This is a genomic window from Nitrogeniibacter mangrovi (assembly GCF_010983895.1).
GTDB lineage: Bacteria > Pseudomonadota > Gammaproteobacteria > Burkholderiales > Rhodocyclaceae > Nitrogeniibacter > Nitrogeniibacter mangrovi.
The window spans coordinates 2,356,591-2,376,844 of sequence record NZ_CP048836.1 but is presented as its reverse complement, the minus strand read 5'-3'; the positions used below and the strand labels follow the sequence as shown (position 1 = coordinate 2,376,844).

General features: G+C 67.8%; 22 protein-coding genes, 1 tRNA gene and 1 pseudogene. 12 read left to right on the top strand and 12 right to left on the bottom strand.

What is annotated here, in order from left to right; all coding sequences use genetic code 11:
* Positions 1-13 precede the first annotated feature (13 nt).
* The 3 genes from G3580_RS10950 to G3580_RS10940 are packed head-to-tail and all read right to left on the bottom strand — an operon-like array spanning position 14 to position 2,376.
* Positions 14-1,384, bottom strand: a complete 1,371-nt coding sequence (locus G3580_RS10950) for a cytochrome b family protein (RefSeq protein WP_217424466.1) — start codon at positions 1,382-1,384, stop codon at positions 14-16.
* Between the two features lie 18 nt (positions 1,385-1,402).
* A complete protein-coding gene (locus G3580_RS10945; RefSeq protein ID WP_173765447.1) occupies positions 1,403-1,669 on the bottom strand; it encodes a PAAR domain-containing protein in 267 nt (88 codons plus the stop codon).
* 29 nt (positions 1,670-1,698) lie between these two features.
* The gene (locus tag G3580_RS10940) at positions 1,699-2,376 is read right to left on the bottom strand and encodes a M15 family metallopeptidase (protein WP_173765445.1); all 678 of its coding nucleotides are present in this window, start codon (positions 2,374-2,376) and stop codon (positions 1,699-1,701) included.
* Positions 2,377-2,442: 66 nt separating this feature from the next.
* Here G3580_RS10940 and G3580_RS10935 point away from each other — a divergent pair, with 66 nt between their 5' ends.
* The 6 genes from G3580_RS10935 to rpoS all read left to right on the top strand — a co-directional run bounded on the left by G3580_RS10935 (position 2,443) and on the right by rpoS (position 6,741).
* A complete protein-coding gene (locus tag G3580_RS10935; protein ID WP_173765443.1) occupies positions 2,443-2,616 on the top strand; it encodes a hypothetical protein in 174 nt (57 codons plus the stop codon).
* Positions 2,617-2,672: 56 nt separating this feature from the next.
* Positions 2,673-3,275: a hypothetical protein gene (locus G3580_RS10930; protein WP_173765441.1), complete on the top strand. Its 603-nt coding sequence runs from the start codon at positions 2,673-2,675 to the stop codon at positions 3,273-3,275.
* 162 nt (positions 3,276-3,437) lie between these two features.
* On the top strand, positions 3,438-4,178 hold the full coding sequence (surE, locus tag G3580_RS10925; protein ID WP_173765440.1) for a 5'/3'-nucleotidase SurE: 741 nt from the start codon (positions 3,438-3,440) through the stop codon (positions 4,176-4,178).
* A gap of 5 nt (positions 4,179-4,183) precedes the next feature.
* The gene (locus tag G3580_RS10920) at positions 4,184-4,840 is read left to right on the top strand and encodes a protein-L-isoaspartate(D-aspartate) O-methyltransferase (protein WP_173768772.1); all 657 of its coding nucleotides are present in this window, start codon (positions 4,184-4,186) and stop codon (positions 4,838-4,840) included.
* Between the two features lie 2 nt (positions 4,841-4,842).
* Complete coding sequence (locus tag G3580_RS10915; RefSeq protein ID WP_173765438.1) at positions 4,843-5,793, top strand: peptidoglycan DD-metalloendopeptidase family protein; 951 nt, start codon at positions 4,843-4,845, stop codon at positions 5,791-5,793.
* A gap of 12 nt (positions 5,794-5,805) precedes the next feature.
* Complete coding sequence (rpoS, locus tag G3580_RS10910) at positions 5,806-6,741, top strand: RNA polymerase sigma factor RpoS (RefSeq protein ID WP_173765436.1); 936 nt, start codon at positions 5,806-5,808, stop codon at positions 6,739-6,741.
* Between the two features lie 49 nt (positions 6,742-6,790).
* Here rpoS and mltB read toward each other — a convergent pair.
* From mltB to G3580_RS10890, 4 genes and pseudogenes are all read right to left on the bottom strand, one after another.
* A pseudogene (gene mltB, locus G3580_RS10905) lies at positions 6,791-7,704 on the bottom strand (lytic murein transglycosylase B).
* Positions 7,705-7,820: 116 nt separating this feature from the next.
* Positions 7,821-9,773 (bottom strand): transglutaminase TgpA family protein, encoded by a 1,953-nt coding sequence (locus G3580_RS10900; protein ID WP_173765434.1) that lies wholly within the window; start codon positions 9,771-9,773, stop codon positions 7,821-7,823.
* A complete protein-coding gene (locus G3580_RS10895) occupies positions 9,770-10,756 on the bottom strand; it encodes a DUF58 domain-containing protein (RefSeq protein ID WP_173765432.1) in 987 nt (328 codons plus the stop codon). Before G3580_RS10895 ends, G3580_RS10900 begins: the two co-directional genes overlap by 4 nt.
* Complete coding sequence (locus G3580_RS10890) at positions 10,756-11,670, bottom strand: AAA family ATPase (RefSeq protein ID WP_173765430.1); 915 nt, start codon at positions 11,668-11,670, stop codon at positions 10,756-10,758. Before G3580_RS10890 ends, G3580_RS10895 begins: the two co-directional genes overlap by 1 nt.
* A 147-nt stretch (positions 11,671-11,817) precedes the next feature.
* Between G3580_RS10890 and G3580_RS10885 the strand changes: the two genes are divergently transcribed.
* The 4 genes from G3580_RS10885 to G3580_RS10870 all read left to right on the top strand — a co-directional run bounded on the left by G3580_RS10885 (position 11,818) and on the right by G3580_RS10870 (position 15,688).
* Positions 11,818-12,744, top strand: coding sequence for a histone deacetylase family protein (locus tag G3580_RS10885; protein ID WP_173765429.1), 927 nt, complete (start codon positions 11,818-11,820; stop codon positions 12,742-12,744).
* Positions 12,745-12,864: 120 nt separating this feature from the next.
* Positions 12,865-13,743: a 4-hydroxy-tetrahydrodipicolinate synthase gene (gene dapA / locus G3580_RS10880; protein ID WP_173765427.1), complete on the top strand. Its 879-nt coding sequence runs from the start codon at positions 12,865-12,867 to the stop codon at positions 13,741-13,743.
* Positions 13,744-13,764: 21 nt separating this feature from the next.
* Entirely contained in the window at positions 13,765-14,907 is a 1,143-nt protein-coding gene (gene bamC / locus G3580_RS10875) for an outer membrane protein assembly factor BamC (RefSeq protein ID WP_173765425.1), read from the top strand.
* 7 nt (positions 14,908-14,914) lie between these two features.
* Positions 14,915-15,688 (top strand): MBL fold metallo-hydrolase, encoded by a 774-nt coding sequence (locus G3580_RS10870; protein WP_228720638.1) that lies wholly within the window; start codon positions 14,915-14,917, stop codon positions 15,686-15,688.
* A gap of 90 nt (positions 15,689-15,778) precedes the next feature.
* Here the strand turns inward: G3580_RS10870 and G3580_RS10865 are convergent, their stop codons facing one another.
* From G3580_RS10865 to G3580_RS10855, 3 genes are all read right to left on the bottom strand, one after another.
* A complete protein-coding gene (locus tag G3580_RS10865; protein WP_173765423.1) occupies positions 15,779-16,153 on the bottom strand; it encodes a hypothetical protein in 375 nt (124 codons plus the stop codon).
* 131 nt (positions 16,154-16,284) lie between these two features.
* Positions 16,285-16,791 (bottom strand): DUF7931 domain-containing protein, encoded by a 507-nt coding sequence (locus G3580_RS10860; protein ID WP_173765421.1) that lies wholly within the window; start codon positions 16,789-16,791, stop codon positions 16,285-16,287.
* Positions 16,778-17,902 carry a cupin domain-containing protein gene (locus G3580_RS10855; protein WP_173765420.1) on the bottom strand — a complete coding sequence of 375 codons (1,125 nt, stop codon included), beginning with the start codon at positions 17,900-17,902 and terminating at the stop codon, positions 16,778-16,780. The genes G3580_RS10860 and G3580_RS10855 overlap by 14 nt, the downstream gene beginning before the upstream one ends.
* A gap of 90 nt (positions 17,903-17,992) precedes the next feature.
* On the opposite strand from G3580_RS10855, the gene rlmD reads away from it, so the two are divergent.
* Together rlmD and G3580_RS10845 are read left to right on the top strand one after the other, a co-directional pair.
* On the top strand, positions 17,993-19,294 hold the full coding sequence (rlmD, locus tag G3580_RS10850; protein ID WP_173765418.1) for a 23S rRNA (uracil(1939)-C(5))-methyltransferase RlmD: 1,302 nt from the start codon (positions 17,993-17,995) through the stop codon (positions 19,292-19,294).
* Between the two features lie 60 nt (positions 19,295-19,354).
* Positions 19,355-19,444 (top strand) — tRNA-Ser (locus G3580_RS10845).
* 56 nt (positions 19,445-19,500) lie between these two features.
* Here G3580_RS10845 and G3580_RS10840 read toward each other — a convergent pair.
* Both G3580_RS10840 and G3580_RS10835 read right to left on the bottom strand, forming a co-directional pair.
* Positions 19,501-19,905: a CBS domain-containing protein gene (locus G3580_RS10840; RefSeq protein ID WP_173765415.1), complete on the bottom strand. Its 405-nt coding sequence runs from the start codon at positions 19,903-19,905 to the stop codon at positions 19,501-19,503.
* Positions 19,902-20,252 (bottom strand): P-II family nitrogen regulator, encoded by a 351-nt coding sequence (locus tag G3580_RS10835; RefSeq protein ID WP_173765413.1) that lies wholly within the window; start codon positions 20,250-20,252, stop codon positions 19,902-19,904. Before G3580_RS10835 ends, G3580_RS10840 begins: the two co-directional genes overlap by 4 nt.
* Between the last annotated feature and the right edge of the window lie 2 nt (positions 20,253-20,254).

Sequence of the window (20,254 nt, the reverse complement as noted above, 5' to 3'; positions counted from 1 at the left end):
CGGTGGGTCGGGATCAGGAGGTGGAAGGGGCGGGTGCGCCTGGCTGCAGCAAGGCCGCGGCACGTTGGGTCGGATGCTGGACGCTCAGGGCCAGGACCGGGCCGTCCGTGGTCTCGGCCATGTGGGCGGCGCAGACCAGCGCGGCCAGGGCTGTTGCCGGTGCGGCGCTGCCGGCGACGGACGAGAGTGCGATGTAGTGTTCGGCGGGCTCGAGCGCTTCGAAACGCTCGTCGATGAGGCCGATGGCCTCGGCCTGACGACTGGCGCGGTGGTCGGCGTCGGTGACCAGTGCCGCCACACGGGCGGCCTCACAGTCGGCGAGGGTCAGCAGTTCGTCGCACAGGCGGGCGCTCAGCGCGCCACTGATGCGTCCGCCCGCGTCGGCGGATTTGTCCCGCACATCCTGGTTGATCCGGCTCAGGTGGACACCCTTCGTGCCGGCGTGGGTGGTGCCGGCGAGTATCAGCCCGGCCGCGGCTTCGCCGGGGATGCGCCCTTGTTGATGGGCGGCGGTAAACAGCAGGCCCTCCTGCTGCCAGCGGGCGATATCGGCTTCGCTCAGGTGGGATGCGGTGGCCAGAACCACCGCCAGCGTCGGCGCGGCCGCGCCATTCAGCGTCCCATGGAGGTCGTCGATCAGGCGCCATGCGACAGCGTCATCGCCGGTGCCGTGCACATGGAGCTGCCATCGATCCGGCGCGAGATCCGCCAGAATGCCGTGCCGCAGCCAATCGCGCAGGGTGGCGTCGATCTCCGGTGCCGGCATCCGGTCGGGCAGCCAGTGGAGCCGAAGCGCGAGATGTGCTCCGTCCGCGGCCTCGAGTCGTTCGGCCAGAGGCGTGTGCAACGCGTCCAGCACCGGCTCGAGGAGGGCGAGCTGGCGCAACAGGCTCGGGGGCCAGTGGCTCACGTCGGCATGAGAGGCCATTGCTTCGACAATGGCTTCGGTGGCGATCGTGGGGACGCGCGCGGCGAAGACCGGGAAGCCGTCGGCATCCCGGAGGTGCTCGTCGGGGCCCGGCGTCCGTCCGTCGGCCATCGCGGCCAGGATCGCATCGGGCTGCGCGCCCGCCGCACACAGGACGCTGCCGGCGATGACCGCCAACTGGGAGCGTCGCTCGGCCGCTGCAGTGCGGGCCTCCGGGGCGGTCGTCGCGGCGGGCGCGGCGACTGCGGGGGCGGGCGGCTGCTTGAGGCCGGAGATGAAACCGTTGAGGAGCATGAAGCCGCCGACGAGCGCGAGCGGGAGTGCCACCAGGTAGAGCAGGCTCTCGGAGGCGCTCGGCGTGTGTCCACCAGCCTGCCACCAGCCCAGGACGAGGGCCCACACCACGACCGTGGTGATCACCAGCAGGGCCAGTACGCGTGCGATTCGCATCAGCATCTTGGGAGCGGGGCCGCCTCAGTCGGTGGTCAGCGACTGGCTGGCGATGAGCGTGGCGCCGCAGGCCGTCTTGTCCCCATGGCGGGCGGCCGGTTTGCCGTCCACCAGCGCAGTCGGATCGCCGGTGGCGATGACCGTGACGCGGCCGTGGCCCTTCTTCGGGCAGGTGACCTGATCGCCGACGCGGGCGATGCCCTTGCCGTCGCAGTCGCTGGTCGGGGAGGCGCTGATGACGACACCGCCGTGGGAGGTCTTGTCGCCGAGCAGGATGAAGGGTCGCGTCATGATGTGTGTCGGATGAGGGCGAATCGGAATCAGTCGGTATCGGCCAGGGCGTCGGCACGGGTACGGGCGAGAACGCCCGGGCGGCGCAGCTCCACGTGACCCAGGTCGCGCATGCGCCACTGGCCGCCCCAGGTGAGGCCGGCCGTTGCGGCCAGAGCGCCATACAGCTCGTAGCCGCGCTTGGTCCACGGATCCTGTGCGCTGATCACGAGTCGTCCGTCGCGCAGGAAGGCACTGTCGGCCGCCAGGCCGTACTGGTGATAGCTCATGCCGGGGGTGGCGCGGGTGACGTGGGGGCCGAGGGCGGCCAGGACCGCCTGCCGTTCGGGGCTGCGATAGCCTTCGAGCAACACCATCTCGTAGCCGTAGCGCTCGCGCATGAGTTTGAATACGGTGAGCAGGCGCTGCCGGAATCCGTCGTCAAGCAGAGCCCAGTCGCGACTGGCCCAGGCCGTCGCGGGGCGGACGAGCTCCACTTCCCGTGTGGTGAAGATCTCGGGGGCCAGCGGCGGTGGCGCCGCGAGGCGCTCGCCGGCAAGCAAGGCGGTAATGTGACGGTCCGGTGCCATGGTGCTGTCGGCGAAGTCGAACACCGGGCGCGCGTGAAGCGCGAGCACTGCCAGCGAGGGCGTGCACAGCACCGCCCCGATCAGCAGCAGCCGACCACGATGCACCCGCGCCTGGTGCGCCGCACGGGCAAGCCACATCGCCACCTCTCGGGCCGGATGCGTGACCAAGCGGCCCGACAGTCGCCGGCTCGCGAGCCCGAGTCCATGAGCGGCACGGGTGCCGAAACGGACGGCGGCGGAACGGGCCGGCGCGAAGGCGACCAGCGAGACCAGCAAGGCAAACAACAGGAAATAACAGGCGACGGCGATTACGATCACGTTCGGGGCAATGGTGTCGGCCGCTTTCTGCCGATACCGAAAATGCTGATGGGTTATTGAAAAAGAGGGTATCTTAAGACAAATGAATTTTTAATTGTCATGGTTGTTGAAAAAATATGAAGAACACCGGCATGGGGCAGCATCGCGCGCCCTCCCTCGTGGCGGCGACGGATGCGGCGTCCGGGGAGATGAAAACCGTCAGCATTCTGGGTGACACCCCAATGGCGGGCACGCCCAGGCGATCGCGTCGGGGATTCGTCCCCTTTGTGGTCGTGGGGTCCGTCCTGGCGGTCGGTGGCGCGCTCTGGGCGACGTTGGGCGAGCAGATGCGCGTGGGTGTCGACGAGGCGCCGTCCCGAGCAGACCACGCGGCGGCGCCCGCGGCTTTGCCACGTACGCCGCCGCCGTTAGCGGGCGCCGATGTGTCGCCCGCCCGCCCCGTTGCGGAGGCGGCAGTCACCCTCCAGGCGGCCCTGATCCGGGAGCCGGATGGGGAGGCGGTCGGGATGAAGCCGCCCGCGCCGCTTGCTCAGCCCGAACCGACAGCGCCAGTCAGTGCCGCGGTGCGTGCCAAGCGCCCGGTGCAGGTGGCTCAAACGCGTGCCCGGCGCGATCGCGAGGTGGCAGAACGCCCCGTGCAGACAGGTGTCACGCCCGATCGCCGCGATGCCGACGTGGACATCATCACCGCCATCGTACGCGGCGCCCGGGGGCGCTGAGCGGGCCACGAACGGGGTTGTGCCCGCAGCATTGGTGCGGTGGTGTCACGTGCGCCGCGATCCATGACGCGAGGGGGCGCTGTGCTAAACTCCAGCGCTGTCCTGCAGGGCCGTCCGGCGCTGCGGCCCGGTTCAGTATTCCAAGAGTGAGACGCGGCGATCGTGCGCATCCTGATCAGCAATGACGACGGCTATTTCGCCCCCGGCATCGAGGCGCTCGCCCAGGCCATGAGCGAAGTGGGCGAGGTAACCGTCGTGGCGCCGGAGCGCGACCGCTCCGGCGCAAGCAATTCCCTGACCCTGGATCGTCCCTTGTCCCTGCGCCGTGCGGGCAACGGTTTCTATCATGTGAACGGCACGCCGTCCGACTGCGTCCATCTGGCCGTGACCGGCATGCTCGATGAACTGCCCGACATGGTGGTCTCCGGCATCAATCACGGCGCCAACATGGGCGACGACACGATCTATTCCGGCACCGTGGCCGCCGCCACCGAAGGCTATCTGCTCGGTGTGCCGGCGATGGCGATCTCCCTGGTCAGTCACAGCGCCGACGACTTCCGTGCCGCCGCACGCGTAGCGCAGGAGCTGGCGGAGCGCTTCAAGCGTCGCCCGTTCAATGCCCCGGTGCTGCTCAATGTGAATGTCCCCGAGGGGGGCTACGAGCAGCTGCGCGGCATGCGCGTTACCCGGCTCGGGCGTCGTCACAAGGCCGAGCCGGTGATCCGGACCCTGTCGCCGCGCAAGGAGACCGTGTACTGGATCGGACCGGCCGGTGCGGCGCAGGACGCGGGCGAGGGGACGGACTTTCACGCCATCGATGCCGGCTACGTCTCGATCACGCCCCTGCAGATCGATCTGACCCACAACGGCCAGTTGGGCGCGGTCTCGGAGTGGCTGGCATGAGCGGTATGCGCAGTCCGACGGCGGTGTCGGCCCTGGCGGTGCGTGCGCGGGCGCGCATGGTCGAACGTTTGCGCCAGCACGGCATCCGCGACGAAAAGGTGCTGGCCGCGCTCAATCAGGTCCCGCGTCATCTGTTCGTGGAAGAGGCGCTTGCCTCGCGGGCCTATGAAGACACGGCGCTGCCGCTGGGTTTCCAGCAGACCATCTCCCAGCCCTTCATCGTCGCGCGCATGTGCGAGATCCTGCGCGAGGGGCGCGAGATGGGGCGTACGCTCGAGGTGGGCGCCGGATGCGGCTATCAGGCTGCGGTGCTGTCGCATCTGTGCTCCGACGTCTATGCCGTCGAGCGCATCCGGGCCCTGCTGGATCGGGCGCGCGAGAACCTTCGCCAGTTGCGCCTGCCCAATGTGAGACTGAAACACGCCGATGGCATGGTGGGCCTGCCCGAGGCAGCGCCCTTCGACACCATCATCGCCGCGGCGGCCGCGCCGGAAGGTGTGCCCCAGGCCCTCAAGGCGCAGCTGGCGCCGGGTGGCCGCGCACTGGTGCCGGTAGGTGGGCGCCAGCAGGCGCTGATTCTGGTAGAACGTCAGGGAAATTCGTTCAGGGAAACCCGACTGGATGCGGTGCGCTTCGTGCCGTTGCTGGCGGGGACGGAATGACAATGAAAGGAATACGCAAGTTCAGCAGCGTGGCGCTGATGGCGCTGAGTCTCGGGGCGTGTACGACCACCATGAACGCGCCGGTCAGCGACCGGACGCTCGAACCCGAGACCCCACCGGCGGTCACCGGGGCCGGGGCCCAGGTGGCCGCACCGTCGCCCAAGTACTATGTCGTCGAGCCGGGCGATACGCTCAACCGCATCGCACAGAAATTCGGCCATACCTGGCAGGAGGTGGCCGAGTGGAACGACATGACCGACCCCGATCAGCTGGCCGTCGGGCAGACCATCAAGGTCTCGCCGCCGCCGGGGGCGCCGGTCAGCGGTGTGACCGTCTCGCCGATCACCACCGGCGGGCCGAGCATCGCGTCGACCCCGACGGCCGGTTCGGCGCCGGCACCAGCGCCGGTGCCGGCGGGCGCGAAAACCCCCGAAACCGGCGCTGCACCGCCGCTCAAGCAGGGGCCGCTGGCCAAGGTCGAACCCTATTCCGACCCGGCCTGGGCGGCCGCCAACAAGACCCCCGAGCCGGAGGCCAAGCCGGCGCCAGCCGCACCGGAGTCGACCCCTGCGCCCAAGGTCGATCTGTCGGCGGCGTGGATCTGGCCGACCGATGGCAAGGTGCTCAGTGGTTTCACCGAGGGCAAGACCAAGGGCATCGACATTGCCGGCAAGCCGGGCGATGACGTGCGGGCGTCTGCGGGCGGGCGCGTGGTCTATGCCGGCGCCGGCTTGCGTGGCTATGGAAAACTCGTCATCATCAAACACGACGCTGATTTTCTCAGCGCCTATGCCCACAACAGAACCCTGCTCGTCAAAGAGGGCCAGGCGGTGACCAAAGGTCAGAAGATCGCCGAGCTGGGCAGCACGGACGCGGACCGCCCGAAACTGCACTTCGAAATTCGCCGCCGCGGCAAACCGGTTGATCCGCTGAAGTTCCTACCCAACCGCTAAGAGGACGACGCGATGTACGATCCGGCTTTGAACGACGATGTAGACGATCAATCGCCGGATCTTCCGCCCGAGGTGGAGGCGTTCGTCGAGACGCCGGCCAAGTCGTTCGAGAGTGAATTCCTCAGCGACGTCACCCAGCTGTATCTGAACGACATCGGTGCCAACCCGCTGCTGACCGCCGAGGAAGAGGCGGCGCTGGCCCGGCGGGTGCGCAAGGGCGATTTCGACGCCCGCCAGATCATGATCGAGCGCAATCTGCGCCTGGTCGTCAACATCGCCAAGCACTACCTCAATCGCGGCATTCCGCTCCTCGATCTGGTCGAGGAGGGCAACCTCGGGCTCATGCATGCGCTCGACAAGTTCGACCCGGAGCGGGGCTTTCGCTTCTCCACCTATGCGACCTGGTGGATCCGGCAGAACATCGAGCGCGCGATCATGAACCAGTCACGCACCATTCGGTTGCCGGTTCATGTGGTCAAGGAACTCAACCAGGTGCTGCGCGCCTGCCGCAAGGTGGAAGCCGAGGGCAAGAAAGACCGGCTCATCGAGGAAGTCGCGCGGGAGACGGGCAAGCCGGAGGAGACCGTGCGCGCCATGCTCGCGCTCAACGAGCACACCGCGTCCCTCGATGCGCCGCTGGACATCGACCCGAGCCTGTCGATCGGTGAATCGCTGCGCGACGACCACGCCGACATGCCTGAGGCGCAGATCCACAGCAGCGAGGTCGAGGGTCTGATCCGCGAATGGATCGACATGCTCAACGACAAGCAGCGCATGGTGGTCCGCCATCGCTACGGGATCGACGAGGTGGAGGTCTACACGCTCGAAGAGCTCGCCGGCCAGCTCGGCCTCACCCGCGAGCGCGTGCGCCAGATCCAGCTCGAGGCGCTCGGTCAGCTGCGGCGCATCCTCAAGCGTCGCGGCATGCACAAGGACGCGCTGCTCTGAGCGTCTTCGCGCCGCCGGTGGGCGGCGCGATTGCCCCCGGGCGTCTCCTTCAGGGTTTCAGGCTGACCGCACCGACGGTCGTCTCCGTATGCGCCAGACGCAGCGCCTCCGAAAGGCCAAATACCGCCATCGCATAGAAACTGCTGCGGTTGTAGCGCGTGATCACATAGAAGTTGCGCAGGCCCAGCCAGTACTCCGTGTCGGCCCCCGGGCTTTCCAGATCGACGAGCGCCGCATGGGCGCCGGCCGGCAAGGGGCCCAGGGGAAGCACCTCGTGGCTTGCGAAATCCGCTTCGCTCAGGGTCGGCTCGATGCCGGCCGCGATGAGCGGGGCGGCTTCGGCCGGCGATTCCACATGGGCGCGAATGGCCACCGGGGCGTCCCGCTGCCAGCCGTGATCCGCCAGATAGTTGGCGACGCTGCCGATGGCGTCCGCGCTTGAACGCTCCAGATCGATGACACCGTCGCCGTCGAAATCCACCGCGTAGGTGCGGATGCTGCTGGGCAGGAACTGCGGGTAGCCGAGGGCGCCGGCGTAGGAGCCCTCGTAGGCGAGGGGGTCGCGGCCCTGCTCGCGGGCGAGCAGCAGCAGGTTCTCCAGCTCGCGGCGGAACAGCGGCGCCCGGGGGGGTAGTCGAAGGCCAGGGTGGCCAGCGCTTCGGCGGTGGTGAAGTGGCCGGTGTTGCGCCCATAGATGGTCTCCACCCCGATGATGGCGACGATGACCTGTTCGGGCACGCCGAAGCGGGCGCTGGCGCGCGCCAGCGTATCGGCGTTGGCGTGCCAGAAGTCGACGCCCGCGCGAATCCGGGTCGGTTCGATGAAGCGGTCGCGGTAACGCGTCCAGGAGCGCTGGCTGCGGGTCTTGGCCGGTGTGACCAGGTCGATGACCCGGCTGTTCGGGGCAATCTGCGACAGGGTCTTGAGGACCTCCGCCGCGGGCAGGCCGTGGTCGGCCTCCATCTGGCGGGCAAAGGCGAGGGCTTCGGGATGGTCCGCGTAGGAGGTGCCGGCCATGGCGGTCGGGATGGCGGACAGGCACAGTGCCACGAGGGCGAAACAGTGGGGCAGCAGGCGGTTCATGGGCGTCGAATGGTGAATCGGTTGATCTTTTCGGTGAGTGTCTGCAGGCGCCCCCGGCGGGGGGTGCGCCCATAGCGCAGTTCGGCGTAGAGGCGGGCGATGTCCCGGATCTCGGGACCGTGCTCGGGGGCCGCCCGGGCGACTCTCATAGCATAGTCGGCCGGCCCTTCGGAGGGCAACCGGGCCAGACCGGCGCGGGCGAGGCGGGCCTCGAGTCGCTGCCACTGGCGCAGCAGCGGATCGTTCGTGCGCGCCTGGCGATGGGACCACCACAGCAGGGCGCCGAACAGCATGGCGGTGATGCCGAACAGGGCCGTGGCCAGCTCGGTCCAGTCGTTTCGGCGCAGCCCGAGGCGCGACAGCAGGTCGCGCTGCCGCGCCTGATCGTAGCCGAGCACCCACTGATTCCACGCGTTGTTCAGGAATTCCCAGCGGTCGCGCAGGTTGCGCAGCCAGTCCAGATCGGTGCCGACCATGAATGGCACCGGCTCGCCGTCCGGCAGCGCCGCGGCCAGGCCGCCGTCGATGCGGGTGGGCGCGCTCGCGGCAGTGGGGTCCACGCGGACCCATCCGCGGCCGGGTAGCCAGACTTCGGTCCAGGCGTGGGCGTCGGACTGGCGGACGACCAGGGTGCCGTCGTAGGGGTTCAGTTCGCCACCCTGGTAGCCGGTGACGACACGGGTCGGCACGCCCGCCGCGCGCATGAGGATGGCGAAGCTGCCGGCGAAGTGCTCGCAGAACCCGCGTCGGGTCTCGAACAGGAACTCGTCCGCCGTGTGCACGCCCAGCGGTGGCGGTTGCAGCGTATAGGCCAGCCGATCCTGGCGCATCCAGTCGATGGCGGCCGCGACGATGGCTGCCGGGGTACGCGCCTGACGGGCGAGGGCCTGTCCCAGCGCCACGGTGCGCGGATTGCTGCCCGGCGGCAGGCGCAGGGCGCGGGCGAGACGGTGCTCCGAGGCGTCCAGGCCGGTGATCGCTTCCGGGTAGGCCGTGGCGTCGAATCGCAATCGATGGTTGACCGGATCGCGCCGGACCACCTGGTTGTCCCGGGTATAGCGTGCGTTCGGGATGCCGGGGCCGGCAAAGTCCATGGTGAGCAGCCAGGGGCGATTGTGGGGCTCGAGGGTCATGGTGTAGTGGAAGACCGGCCCGGTGATCCGGTAGTCCGGTGTTGCCTGGGTGGCCGGGCGCGAGTCCGTCCACCGGCGGCCATCGAAGTCGCTCAGCACCGGGCCGCGCCAGTAGCGTTGTGCCGGCGGCGGGGGCGCACCGTCGAAGGCGGCGCGGAAGGCGATCTCGGCTGACTGGCTCAGCTGGCTGATGCTGCCCGGCGCCATGCTGTCCGACAGGCCGGTCAGCCCGCTGTAGGCATCCTTGGGGAGTCCCCACAGGGGGCCGGGGATGCGCGGGAAGAGGACGAAGAACACCACCATGAAGGGGATCGCCTGCAGCAGCAAAAGGGCGGCGAGGCGTAGCTGCGCGCGCGCGGATCCGGCCCGCTGCCGGCTCGCCAGGGTCGCGGTGGCGCACAGGGCGCCGGCCAGCGCACCCAGGGCCGTGAGCGCCGACTCGGTGTCGAGAAACAGGCTCAACTGCAAAAAGAAGCTCAGCAGCACGAAAACGTGCACGTCGCGCGGTTCGCGACTTTCCAGGAGCTTGAGGTTGAGCAGCACGATCAGCAGAGCGACCCCGGGCCCCTTGCCCAGCAGGGTGCCGAAGTGAACGAGGATGGCGGCGACGGCGAGCATCGTGAGGACGATCAGGATCGGGCGGCCCGGCGGGGTCAGGCGCCGATGCAGCCGCACCGCGTGCCAGAGCAGCAGCATGGCGGCGAGGGCGCCCAGCCATGGGGGCACGTGGAACAGATGCGGCGCGATCGTGATGGCCGCGCTGGCCAGCATCCAGTGTTGCGTCGCGCAGGGAATCGGGGTGATCGCGCGCGTCATGCGGACGGGTCGCTGCCGAACAATGCGAGCGCTTCAAGGCAGCGGTCGCGATGGGCGGCGCTGTGATCCGGTCCAAAGGTGCGCTCCGGCAGGATCAACCGGTAGCGCTGTCCGGCATGGGCGGCGTCGACCACCCAGCGGGTGAGCCAGCGCAGGCGCGTCTCGGTGTCGAGCCGGGGGGGCAAGGCGTGCCAGTCGAAGCTGAGGGTGGCGCCCTCGGTGCCGGTGAAATCCTTGGACAGCAGGGTGTCGGTGCGGGCGACGGCCTTCCAGGCGATGCGGCGTGGCGAGTCGGCCGGTTGGTGCTCGCGCAGGCCGCCGAAGTCCTCTTCGCCAGGCGGCGGCGCGGCGGCGCTGCCGTGCTCCTCACCGCTGCCAGCAGGGGGCGGTGGCGCGGTATCCAGCGCGGGATAGACCAGGGTGCGTTGCGCGGGCGTGAGGACGCTCCAGGCGCGGATCAGGCCGAGCGGATAGGTCGTCTCGATGCGCAGTCGCCCGATCGGCAACCAGCCGCGGTGCCGCGCCGGCACACGCAGGCGCGAACAGCAGGTGCCGTTGGCGGGGATGTCGACGGTCGCCTCGTCCGTCCCGCAGCGCAGGGTCAGCGCCGGGCGTGTCCGGTTGGTGGCATCCCGGAGCACGACTTCGAAGTGCGCGTCCTCCCCTGCGTGTGCGGGCGCGTTGTGCCCGGCGCGGATCTCCAGATGGAGCAGATTGCGGAAGGCGTGGAACATGCTCGCCATGCCGAGCCCGGCGAGCAGGAAGGTGAGGGCGAAGCCCAGGCTGAGGGTGTAGTTGATCGAGGCGAGCAGCATCGCCAGCAGGGTGATGCCGAAGCCGATGCCGGCACGCGTGGGCAGCACGAAAATGCGCCGCTGCCCGAGCCGGACCGGATACGGCTCGGCGGGCCGGATGCGGAACAACCGGCGGTCGAGTTGCCGGGACAGCCAGGCAGGCCGGCGCAGGGCGAAGCGTGCCGCCATCAGCTGACCGGCACAGCGGCCAGCAGGTCGCGGGCGGCGGATTCGCCGCGGCTGACGTCCTGACCCAGACCGAGGCGGTGGCTGGCCACGGCAGGAAAGACGCGCTGGACGTCTTCGGGTTCGACATGCTCGCGCCCGTTCAGCCAGGCCCAGGCGCGGGCTGCGGCGATCAGGCCAAGGCCGGCGCGCGGGCTCAGCCCGATCGGGATCTTCGGGTCGTGGCGGGTGTACGCCAGCAGCGCCTGGACATAGGCCGCCAGCGGTTCGGCGACGTGAACCGCGGCGCAGGCCGCCTGCATTTGCAGCAGTTCATCGGGGCCAATGACCTGTGGCAACTGCGCCAGCAGGTCGCGCGGGTTCTGGCCGAGCAGCAGGTCGCGTTCGGCGGCCGCGTCGGGGTAGCCCAGTTCGATGCGCATCAGGAAGCGGTCGAGCTGGCTTTCGGGCAGCGGGAAGGTGCCGACCTGGGAGCTGGGATTCTGGGTGGCGATGACGAAGAAGGGTGAGGGCAGGGCCAGGGTCTGGCCGTCCGCAGTGACCTGGCCTTCCTCCATCGCTTCGAGCAGGGCGCTTTGGGTCTTTGGCGTGGCGCGGTTGATCTCGTCGGCGAGGATGAGCTGCGCAAAGACCGGGCCGCGATGGAAGTGAAAGGCGTGGGTCTCGCGGTCGTAGATGGACACGCCGAGGATGTCCGCCGGCAGCAGATCGCTGGTGAACTGGATGCGCTGGAACGCCAGCCCGGGCAGTCGGGCGAGCACATGCGCCAGGGTGGTCTTGCCCACGCCGGGGACGTCCTCGATCAGCAGGTGGCCGCGGGCGAGCATGCAGCACACGGCCAGCCTCAGTTGATCGGCCTTGCCGAGGAGAATCGTGCCTGCCTGTTCGAGAAGTCGATGTGCCTGTGTCGCGTTCATGGTTGCCGGTTGGGAATTTCAGGGGTTGCGTGGATAATGGAACGGAAAAAAGGGGCGCGGACTTGACGCCCCGTGCGTTCCGGCGGGTTCGAAGCCTACCCGGCGGACATCGAGGAACGATTGAAACGGGTCAAGGGAAGGGGGGCTATGTCACTCACGGCGTTCATCACTCACAAGGACTGCTGGCTGCACGATATGGGCGCGCACCACCCGGAGTGCCCCGACCGGCTCTCGGCGATCAACGACCGGTTGATCGCGGCGGGGCTGGATTTGTTCCTCAGCTTCCATGATGCGCCGCAGGCGAGCGTCGAGCAGCTGGCGCGGGCGCATCCACGTGAGTATGTCGAGCAACTGCTCAGCGACGTGCCGGAACATGGCATCCGTCACCTCGATCCCGATACCGCGGTCGGACCGGGCACGATGAAGGCCGCGGTGCGTTCCGCCGGCGCCGGCATCCTGGGTGTCGACCTGGTGATGGGGGGCGAGGTGGAAAACGCCTTCTGCGCCATCCGTCCGCCCGGGCATCATGCCGAACGCAGCCATGCGATGGGTTTCTGCTTCTTCAACAACGTGGCCGTGGCCGCGCACCATGCGCTCGCCCATCACGGGCTCGAACGGGTGTCCATCGTCGACTTCGACGTGCATCACGGCAACGGCACCGAGGACATCTTCCGCGACGACCCGCGGGTGCAGATGGTCAGCATCTTCCAGCACCCGTTCTACCCGTACAGCGGTGCCGACAATCCGCCGGCGCACATGTGCAACGTGCCGGTGCCGGCGGGGACCCGCGGCGACGCGTTCCGCCAGATCGTCACCGACATGTGGCTGCCGGCACTGCGCGCCCACGAGCCACAGCTGATCCTGATCTCGGCCGGCTTCGATGCCCATTACGAAGACGACATGGGTTCGCTCGGGCTGGTCGAATCCGACTACATCTGGGTTACCGAGCAGCTGCGGGTGGTGGCCGAAGAGTCCGCCGACAAGCGCATCGTCTCCCTGCTTGAGGGCGGCTACTCGCTGTCCTCGCTGGCGCGCTCGGTGGTGGCCCACATCAAGGCGCTGGCCGACATCTGAGCGTTCCCGATGGCTCCCCGGTCGCGGTGCCGGCACCGCGTCGGCGCGGCGTGCGCTGCAGCGTGTCGCGGCCGATGATTCGGGTACAATGCGCTTTTGCTTCCTGATCGCTCCGCACACATGATTACCGGATCCATTGTCGCCATCGTCACCCCGATGCATGAGGATGGCAGCCTCGATTTCGACAGCCTGCGCACGTTGGTCGACCACCATGTCGACCAGGGCACCGACGGCATCGTCATCGTCGGCACGACGGGCGAGTCACCGACCGTCGATGTGGACGAGCACTGCGAGCTCATCCGCGCCACTGTCGGCCATGCCGCCGGCCGCATTCCCGTGATCGCCGGCGTGGGCGCCAACTCCACCGCCGAGGCCATCGAACTGACCCGTTTCGCCAAGAAGGCGGGTGCGGTGGCGGGCCTGTCGGTGGTGCCGTACTACAACAAGCCGGGTCAGGAAGGGCTGTACCAGCATTTCAAGGCCATCGCCGAGGCCGATGACCTGCCCATCTGGCTGTACAACGTGCCCGGGCGCACGGTGGCCGACCTGTCCAACGACACCGCGCTGCGACTGGCGCAGATCCCCAACATCACCGGCATCAAGGACGCCACCGGCAGCATCGAGCGGGTGTGTGATCTGGTGGCGCGCGCGCCGGCCGACTTCGCCATCTACACCGGCGACGACATGAGCACCCTGGCTTTCCTGCTCATGGGGGGGCATGGCTGCATCTCGGTGACCGCGAACGTCGCGCCCAGGCTCATGCACGAGATGTGCGTCGCCGCCATCGCCGGCGACGTCAGCTGCGCGCGCGAGCTCAACCAGCGCCTGTTCGGCCTGCACAAGCAGCTGTTCTGCGAGGCCAATCCGATTCCGGTGAAATGGGCCGTGGCGCAGATGGGGCTGATCGGGCCCACGATGCGCCTGCCGATGACCCCCCTCGACCCGTCCAACCACGATCGTGTCCGCTCGGCCATGCGCGCTGCCGGCGTGATCAGCTAACCATCAAAGGTATCCATCAGCATGGTGCGACATCCCTTCGCGAGCCTGTTCGCGTGTGCGCTCAGCCTGACCATTGCCGGCTGCGGTGTGCTCGAAACCAAGAAGATCGACTACAAGAGCGCCGGCACGGCGCCGACGCTCGAAGTGCCGCCCGACCTGACGGCACCGGCCCAGTCGGATCGCTATGCGCTGCCGGAGACGGGCGGCCGAGGTTCGGCCACCCTGTCCACCTACAACGCCGAGCGCCAGATCAAGCCGGCCGACGGCAAGTCGACGGAAGTGATTCCCGAGACCAAGAACATCCATGTCGAGCGCGCCGGTGACGAGCGCTGGCTCGTCATCAAGGGCATGAACGCCGACGAGCTGTGGCCCAAGCTGCGCAACTTCTGGATCGAGCTGGGCTTCGTGCTCAACGTCGACTCGCCGACCATCGGCGTGATGGAGACGGACTGGGCTGAGGATCGCGCCAAGTTGCCGCAGGACTTCATCCGCAAGACCATCGGCAAGGTGCTCGACGGCCTGTATTCGGTGCCGGAACGTGACAAGTTCCGGACCCGCGTCGAAGAGGGCGACAAGCCCGGTACCCTCGACGTGTTCATCAGCCACCGCGGCATGGCCGAGGTCTACACCAACGAGGCCGAGGACTCGACCGTCTGGCAACCGCGCCCGGTCGACCCCGGGCTGGAAGCCGAGATGCTCCGCCGCATGATGGTTTACCTGGGGGCCGACGAAGCCTATGCCAAGGCGCAGGTGGCCACCGAGGCCCGTCCCGAGCGTGCGAGCATCGAGAAGCAGGACGGCGTGACCGTGCTGCATGTCGATGATCCCTATGCCCGCGCCTGGCGTCGTGTCGGTCTGGCGCTCGATCGGATCGGCTTCACCGTCGAGGATCGCAACCGGGCCGAAGGGGTGTACTTCGTCCGCTACATCGATCCGCAGGCGGACAACGAATCGAAGCGCGAGAAGAGCTGGCTGTCCAAGCTCGCCTTCTGGCGCAGCAGCGATGACGACAAGGTGGCCAAGGCGGGCAGCGAGTATCGCATCCAGGTCACCGACGCCGGGGACGCAGGCGCCAGGGTGCGCGTGCTGACCCGCGAAGGCGGCGCCGATACTTCCGAAACCTCGGCCAAGATCATCGCGTTGCTGCACGATCAACTGAAGTGATCGGACCGTGATCCGGTTCGTCTCGCTGGGCAGTGGGAGCAAGGGTAATGCGCTCCTCGTCCATGCCGGGACGACCCGGATCCTGATCGACTGCGGTTTCGGGGTCCGCGCCCTGAGCCAGCGGCTGGCACGCGTCGGCTGCATCCTTGATCAGCTCGATGCGGTGTTCGTCACCCACGAGCACAGCGATCATGTGGCGGGTCTGGCCGCGCTCCAGCGGCGCACCGGATGCCCCGTCCATCTCACCGAAGGCACCCATTGCCAGCTTCGCGAACGCCAGCGCCTGTCAGGCCCGGTGCACGAGGTACGTGCGAACCAGGCGGTGACTGTCGGTGACCTGCAGGTGACACCATATGGCGTGCCGCACGATGCGGCCGAGCCGGTGCAGTTCGTCATCTCGGATGGTGCGTGCCGGCTCGGGGTGTTGACCGATGCCGGCAGTGTGACCGGGTCCATGGTCGAAGCGCTGCGTGAGTGCAACGGGCTGGTCATCGAATTCAATCACGACGCCGACCTGCTCCGGGACGGGCCCTATCCGGCCTTCCTCAAGCGCCGGATCGCCTCCGATGAAGGCCATCTCGACAACGAGGCGGCCGCGCATCTGCTCGGTGAGCTCAAGCATCCTGGTCTCCAGCACGTGCTCGGCGCCCATCTGAGCGAACAGAACAACCGGCCGGAACTGGTACGTGCGGGTATGTCCAGGGCGCTGGGTGCTTCCCCGCAAGAGATGTGCGTGGCCGATCAGGCCGAGGGTTCCGACTGGTTCTCGCTCACCGGATAAAGCAGCACAGACGCCCGGGGCACACTCTCCGGGCATGAAAAAAGGCCGGCTGGATGCCGGCCTTTTCCTGCTGCAACAAACGAAAGAGATTTATTTCTTCTCTTCGGTCGTGGCGGCGTCCTTGGCCTCTTCGACGGCAGCGGCGGCCGCATCTTTGGCGTCCTTGACGGCGTCGGCAGCGGCATCCTTTGCCTCGCTCGCGCCTTCCTTGGCAGCGTCCATGGCATCGCCGGCCGCTTCCTTGGTGGCGTCGGCGGCTTCAGACGCGCCTTCCTTGGCCGAATCAGCCATATTGGAGGCGGCCTCCGATGCAGCGGCGGCGGTGTCCTTGGCGGCTTCGGTCGCGCTGCTGGCGGCTTCCTTGGCGGCTTCGACTGCGCTGTTGGCCGGTGCGGACTCTTCCTTTTGACCGCAGGCAGACACGGCGAGTGCGACGAGCGCGGCGACGAGGAGAGATTTTTTCATGGGTAGGATTCCTCTCAATCTGACATTGTGTTGTTGTCTGATGTGCAGGTGCAGCATCAGCGAAATATGCTAGCACGGTGCAAATCGGGTTTCACCTGCCAGTGCGGCGGATGCCACACTTGTTGATCGTCTTACAAGCCAAGGACCGCGCCGATGCTGGCCTCCGTGGCGGCACCCCAAATTGTTTCAAGTTGTGGGCGTTCGCGTGCGGCAACGGCCGGATCGTCCTGGTAGAGGTAGGCGCGTGGAGCGTCATATTGCGGTTGAACAAGGCAGTGGGCTTGGTCACTCAGGATCAGACCGCGGTCGAAGTCGTCGGCGTGGTGGCTCGCCATGACGCGCACGGTGGCGATATGACCGTAGTCGACCAGCAGCTGGCGTGTGCGCGGCATGCGCGTGAGGAGCGATTCGGGCGTACGCACGAGCAGCTTCACCTGTCCCGGGTACAGGCGTCGCAGGCACTGCCGGAGTCGTTCGGTGGTTTCCGGGTGATCGGGATGGAGCCTGCCCAGGTCGTTGACGGCGACGATCAGCTCGCGCCGGGTCGCCGTCAGCAGGTCGAGCCACGCATCCCGGATCTGTGCCCAGGTCTCGAGGGTCTGGGCGCCGGACGACGGATTCGGCTCAGTCGGCGACATGCGCGAAGCCGTCCTCGTGCCATTCGTGCAGATGCGCTCGGGTCGGGCCCGACAGGGCCTTGAAGGTGGCGCCGTCGAGGCGACGTGCGTGGGCGAACTCGCGCAGGGCGGGGGCGTCGGCCGCGTCGAGGTTCTGACGTTCGCCGTTGAGATAGAAGTGCCCGCCCTGGTAGAGCAGGATGCTGCGTCGGTCGAGGGCGAGCCCGTGGCGTGACGCCCGCGCCGAAAACTGGCGCGATGACAGCGGTTCCGCGGGTGGCTCGAAGAACACGTTCGCCTTGGGCTCGCTCAGATAATGGCCGAGGAAGTCGCCCACGTCGCTGCGCGACCAGTGCAGGCGGGCGATCATGGCGCCGACGCGGTCGATCATGTCGTCGCTGATCCGGGCGCTGTTGCGCTGGCTCTTGAGGTCCGGATCGCGGTAGAGGCCGTCCATGCACAGGCGATCCTGCAGGTATTCGAGGAATTCCCGCACCAGTTCCTCGGCCGATGGCGAGCGGAAGCCGATCGAATATGTCATGCATTCGCCCATCGCCACGCCGTCGTGTGCCCACTCGGGCGGCAGGTAGAGCATGTCGCCGGGTTCGAGGATCCAGTCGTATTCGGGCTGAAAATCGGCGAGGATCTTCAGGGGCGCATCCTCCACCAGGCGCCGGTCCGCCTGCCGGCCGATCCGCCAGCGTCGCTGCCCGATGCCCTGGAGCAGGAACACGTCGTAATCGTCGAAGTGGGGGCCGACGCCGCCGCCGTCGATGGCGTAGCTGACCATCAGATCGTCCAGCCGGCTCTGGGGGATGAAGTCGAAGCGGCGCATGAGCGCGTCGGTGTCCGCATCCCACAGGTTCATGCCCTGGACCAGCACGGTCCACGGAGTCGATTTGCGGCGCAGCGATTTCATCCGTTGCGGACCGTGTGTGACGGTCCAGCCCTCGGGGCCGTGGCTCACGAGGCGCGATTCCACGTCGGCGTCGCAGGCCAGCTCGAAGAGGCGCTCGGGCGTGACCGAGCCGGTGAAGCCCGGAACGGCCTGGCGAATCAGCAGCGGCTGCTTTTGCCAGTAGGTGCTCAGGAATTCCTTGGGCGTGAGCGCGCCCAGTACGTGTGTGTCCATGGGCGCCATGGTAGCGCTTCGCCATGCGCGTGTGGTGCCCGCGATGGCCCGGCACCGCTACAATACCGGCTTTTTCCGCAAGGCCGTTTCATGCCCGTCGCCCGCATCGAATCGCTGAACCACGAGGGTCAGGGCGTGGCCCGTTCGCCGGAAGGCAAGACCGTGTTCGTCGAAGGCGCGCTGCCCGGCGAACTCGTCGACTACGCGGTCGATCGCGACAAGCCCAAGTACGCGCGCGCGCATGTCGAGCGGGTCATCGAAGCCAGCGCCTTGCGGGTGAGCCCGCGCTGCGTGTTCTTCGGTCACTGCGGCGGCTGCAGCATGCAGCACCTGGATGCCCATGCGCAGGCGGCGATCAAGCAACGCGTGCTCGAGGACGCGCTGTGGCATCAGGCGCGGGTGCGCGCGGACATCATCTATCCGGCCATCGACGGGCCGGCCTGGGGCTATCGCTATCGGGCGCGCCTGAGCGTGCGCCGTGTCGAGCGTCTCGGCGGCGTGCTGGTCGGTTTCCACCAGCGGCGCAGCAGCTACATCGCCGACATGACCTCCTGCGAGGTGCTGCCCCGCCACATCTCCGATCTGTTGCCGCGGCTGCGCGATCTGGTGGCGCGCACGTCGGTCGTCGAGCGTCTGCCGCAGATCGAGCTGGGCATCGGCGACGGCGCCACCGTGTTGGTGTTCCGTATTCTCGACCCCATCTCCCGGGCCGACGAAGCCCTGTTCCGGCAGTTCGCCGATGCCCACGATGTCCAGGTGTGGCTGCAGCCGGGCGGGCCCGACAGCGCTTACCGGCTGCATCCGGTCGATGCGCCGGCGCTGACCTACACCGTGCCCGAGTTCGGCCTGCGTTTCGATTTTCGGCCCAACGACTTCACCCAGGTGAACTTCCTCATCAATCGCGTGTTGCTGCGTCGTGCCATCGATCTGCTGTCGCCGCAGCCGGGCGAGCGCATCGGCGACCTGTTCTGCGGCCTGGGCAACTTCAGCCTGCCGATCGCCCGGCGCGGTGCCCATGTGATCGGCGTGGAGGGCAGCGACGCCCTGGTGGCCCGCGCGGCCGCCAACGCCGCCGCCAACGGCCTCTCGGCGCTGACCGAATTCCATGCCGCGGACCTGTTCGAAGCCACCGAGGACAGCCTCGATGCGCTCGGCGCGCTCGACAAGCTGCTCATCGATCCGCCGCGCGAGGGCGCCATCGCCGTGGTCAAGGCGCTCGGCGCGCAGGCACCGAAGCGGATCGTCTACGTGTCCTGCAATCCGGCGACCCTGGCGCGGGACACGGCGGTGCTGGTGCACGAAAAAGGCTATCGGCTCCTCGGCGCGGGCATCGCCAACATGTTCCCGCACACCTCGCACGTGGAATCGATCGCCCTGTTCGAGCGCGCCTGACGCAAACCGTCCCATGCGCTATACTCGCGCCGCGCCTGTCGAGAACCGTCGGGCGGCCCCGGAGGTGTGGCAGAGCGGTTGAATGCACCGGTCTTGAAAACCGGCAAGGGTTTGCGCCCTTCGTGAGTTCGAATCTCACCGCCTCCGCCAGAATGTCAATGAGAACGCGGCTTCGGGCCGCGTTCTTTCTTTTTCCGGTGCCGGCCTCAGATGTGCTGGTACAGCCCCTCGAGCACCAGATCGGTGAAGCTCACGATGCCGACGACGCGGCCGTTGTCCACCACCGGCGCGCGCGACAGGTCGAAGCGGGTGAACAGACGCGCGCAGTAGCGGATGTCCATGGCCGGGTCGACCGTGATGACGGGCTTGGCCATGACCTCGTAGACGTTGATCCGCTCGGGCGAGCGGTCCTTGCCCAGCACGTGGCGGGCGATGTCGGAGATGAGCAGCATGCCGTACTCGTCGTCGTCGTGGCGCTTGTCCACGATGAGCCCTTCGGCGCCGTGCTGTTTCATGGCCCGCAACGCTTCGGTGATGGTGGCCATGCCGTCGATGGTGTGGACCTCGGCCTGCATGACCTCGCTGACGCGGACGATCTGACGGGGGCTCATAGCTTGTTCTCCACGGCGCTTTCGAGTTGCTTCATCTGGCGGGTGACGCCGACCGCGTCCTCCACGTCGATCTGGAAGGCGATGCCGGTGCCGGGCTTGGCCTCGAATTCGCCCTTGACGGCGATGGTCTCGAGAATTTCCCGGCTCAGGTGTTCCTCGACCAGGAACAGCAGCATGTCGCGCTGGGTTTCGAGCGAGAGGCCGAAGAAGGTCTTGGCCTTCTCGAAGCCTTCGCCACGCGCCTGGTTGATCACGGTGCAGCCGGTGGCGCCGGCTTCCCGCGCGGCGGCCATGACCGCGTCGGTCTTGTCGTCCTCGACCAGGGCGATCAGCAGTTTGAAGTGCATGG

Excerpts from the sequence above, each read along its gene's own strand:
- G3580_RS10950 (WP_217424466.1), bottom strand. The coding sequence starts at position 1,384 with ATGCTGATGCGAATCGCACGCGTACTGGCCCTGCTGGTGATCACCACG.
- G3580_RS10945 (WP_173765447.1), bottom strand. The coding sequence starts at position 1,669 with ATGACGCGACCCTTCATCCTGCTCGGCGACAAGACCTCCCACGGCGGT.
- G3580_RS10940 (WP_173765445.1), bottom strand. The coding sequence starts at position 2,376 with ATGTGGCTTGCCCGTGCGGCGCACCAGGCGCGGGTGCATCGTGGTCGG.
- G3580_RS10935 (WP_173765443.1), top strand. The coding sequence starts at position 2,443 with ATGAGCGGCACGGGTGCCGAAACGGACGGCGGCGGAACGGGCCGGCGC.
- G3580_RS10930 (WP_173765441.1), top strand. The coding sequence starts at position 2,673 with ATGAAGAACACCGGCATGGGGCAGCATCGCGCGCCCTCCCTCGTGGCG.
- G3580_RS10920 (WP_173768772.1), top strand. The coding sequence starts at position 4,184 with ATGCGCAGTCCGACGGCGGTGTCGGCCCTGGCGGTGCGTGCGCGGGCG.
- G3580_RS10915 (WP_173765438.1), top strand. The coding sequence starts at position 4,843 with ATGAAAGGAATACGCAAGTTCAGCAGCGTGGCGCTGATGGCGCTGAGT.
- rpoS (WP_173765436.1), top strand. The coding sequence starts at position 5,806 with ATGTACGATCCGGCTTTGAACGACGATGTAGACGATCAATCGCCGGAT.
- G3580_RS10900 (WP_173765434.1), bottom strand. The coding sequence starts at position 9,773 with ATGACGCGCGCGATCACCCCGATTCCCTGCGCGACGCAACACTGGATG.
- G3580_RS10895 (WP_173765432.1), bottom strand. The coding sequence starts at position 10,756 with ATGGCGGCACGCTTCGCCCTGCGCCGGCCTGCCTGGCTGTCCCGGCAA.
- G3580_RS10890 (WP_173765430.1), bottom strand. The coding sequence starts at position 11,670 with ATGAACGCGACACAGGCACATCGACTTCTCGAACAGGCAGGCACGATT.
- G3580_RS10885 (WP_173765429.1), top strand. The coding sequence starts at position 11,818 with ATGTCACTCACGGCGTTCATCACTCACAAGGACTGCTGGCTGCACGAT.
- dapA (WP_173765427.1), top strand. The coding sequence starts at position 12,865 with ATGATTACCGGATCCATTGTCGCCATCGTCACCCCGATGCATGAGGAT.
- bamC (WP_173765425.1), top strand. The coding sequence starts at position 13,765 with ATGGTGCGACATCCCTTCGCGAGCCTGTTCGCGTGTGCGCTCAGCCTG.
- G3580_RS10865 (WP_173765423.1), bottom strand. The coding sequence starts at position 16,153 with ATGAAAAAATCTCTCCTCGTCGCCGCGCTCGTCGCACTCGCCGTGTCT.
- G3580_RS10860 (WP_173765421.1), bottom strand. The coding sequence starts at position 16,791 with ATGTCGCCGACTGAGCCGAATCCGTCGTCCGGCGCCCAGACCCTCGAG.
- G3580_RS10855 (WP_173765420.1), bottom strand. The coding sequence starts at position 17,902 with ATGGACACACACGTACTGGGCGCGCTCACGCCCAAGGAATTCCTGAGC.
- rlmD (WP_173765418.1), top strand. The coding sequence starts at position 17,993 with ATGCCCGTCGCCCGCATCGAATCGCTGAACCACGAGGGTCAGGGCGTG.
- G3580_RS10840 (WP_173765415.1), bottom strand. The coding sequence starts at position 19,905 with ATGAGCCCCCGTCAGATCGTCCGCGTCAGCGAGGTCATGCAGGCCGAG.
- G3580_RS10835 (WP_173765413.1), bottom strand. The coding sequence starts at position 20,252 with ATGCACTTCAAACTGCTGATCGCCCTGGTCGAGGACGACAAGACCGAC.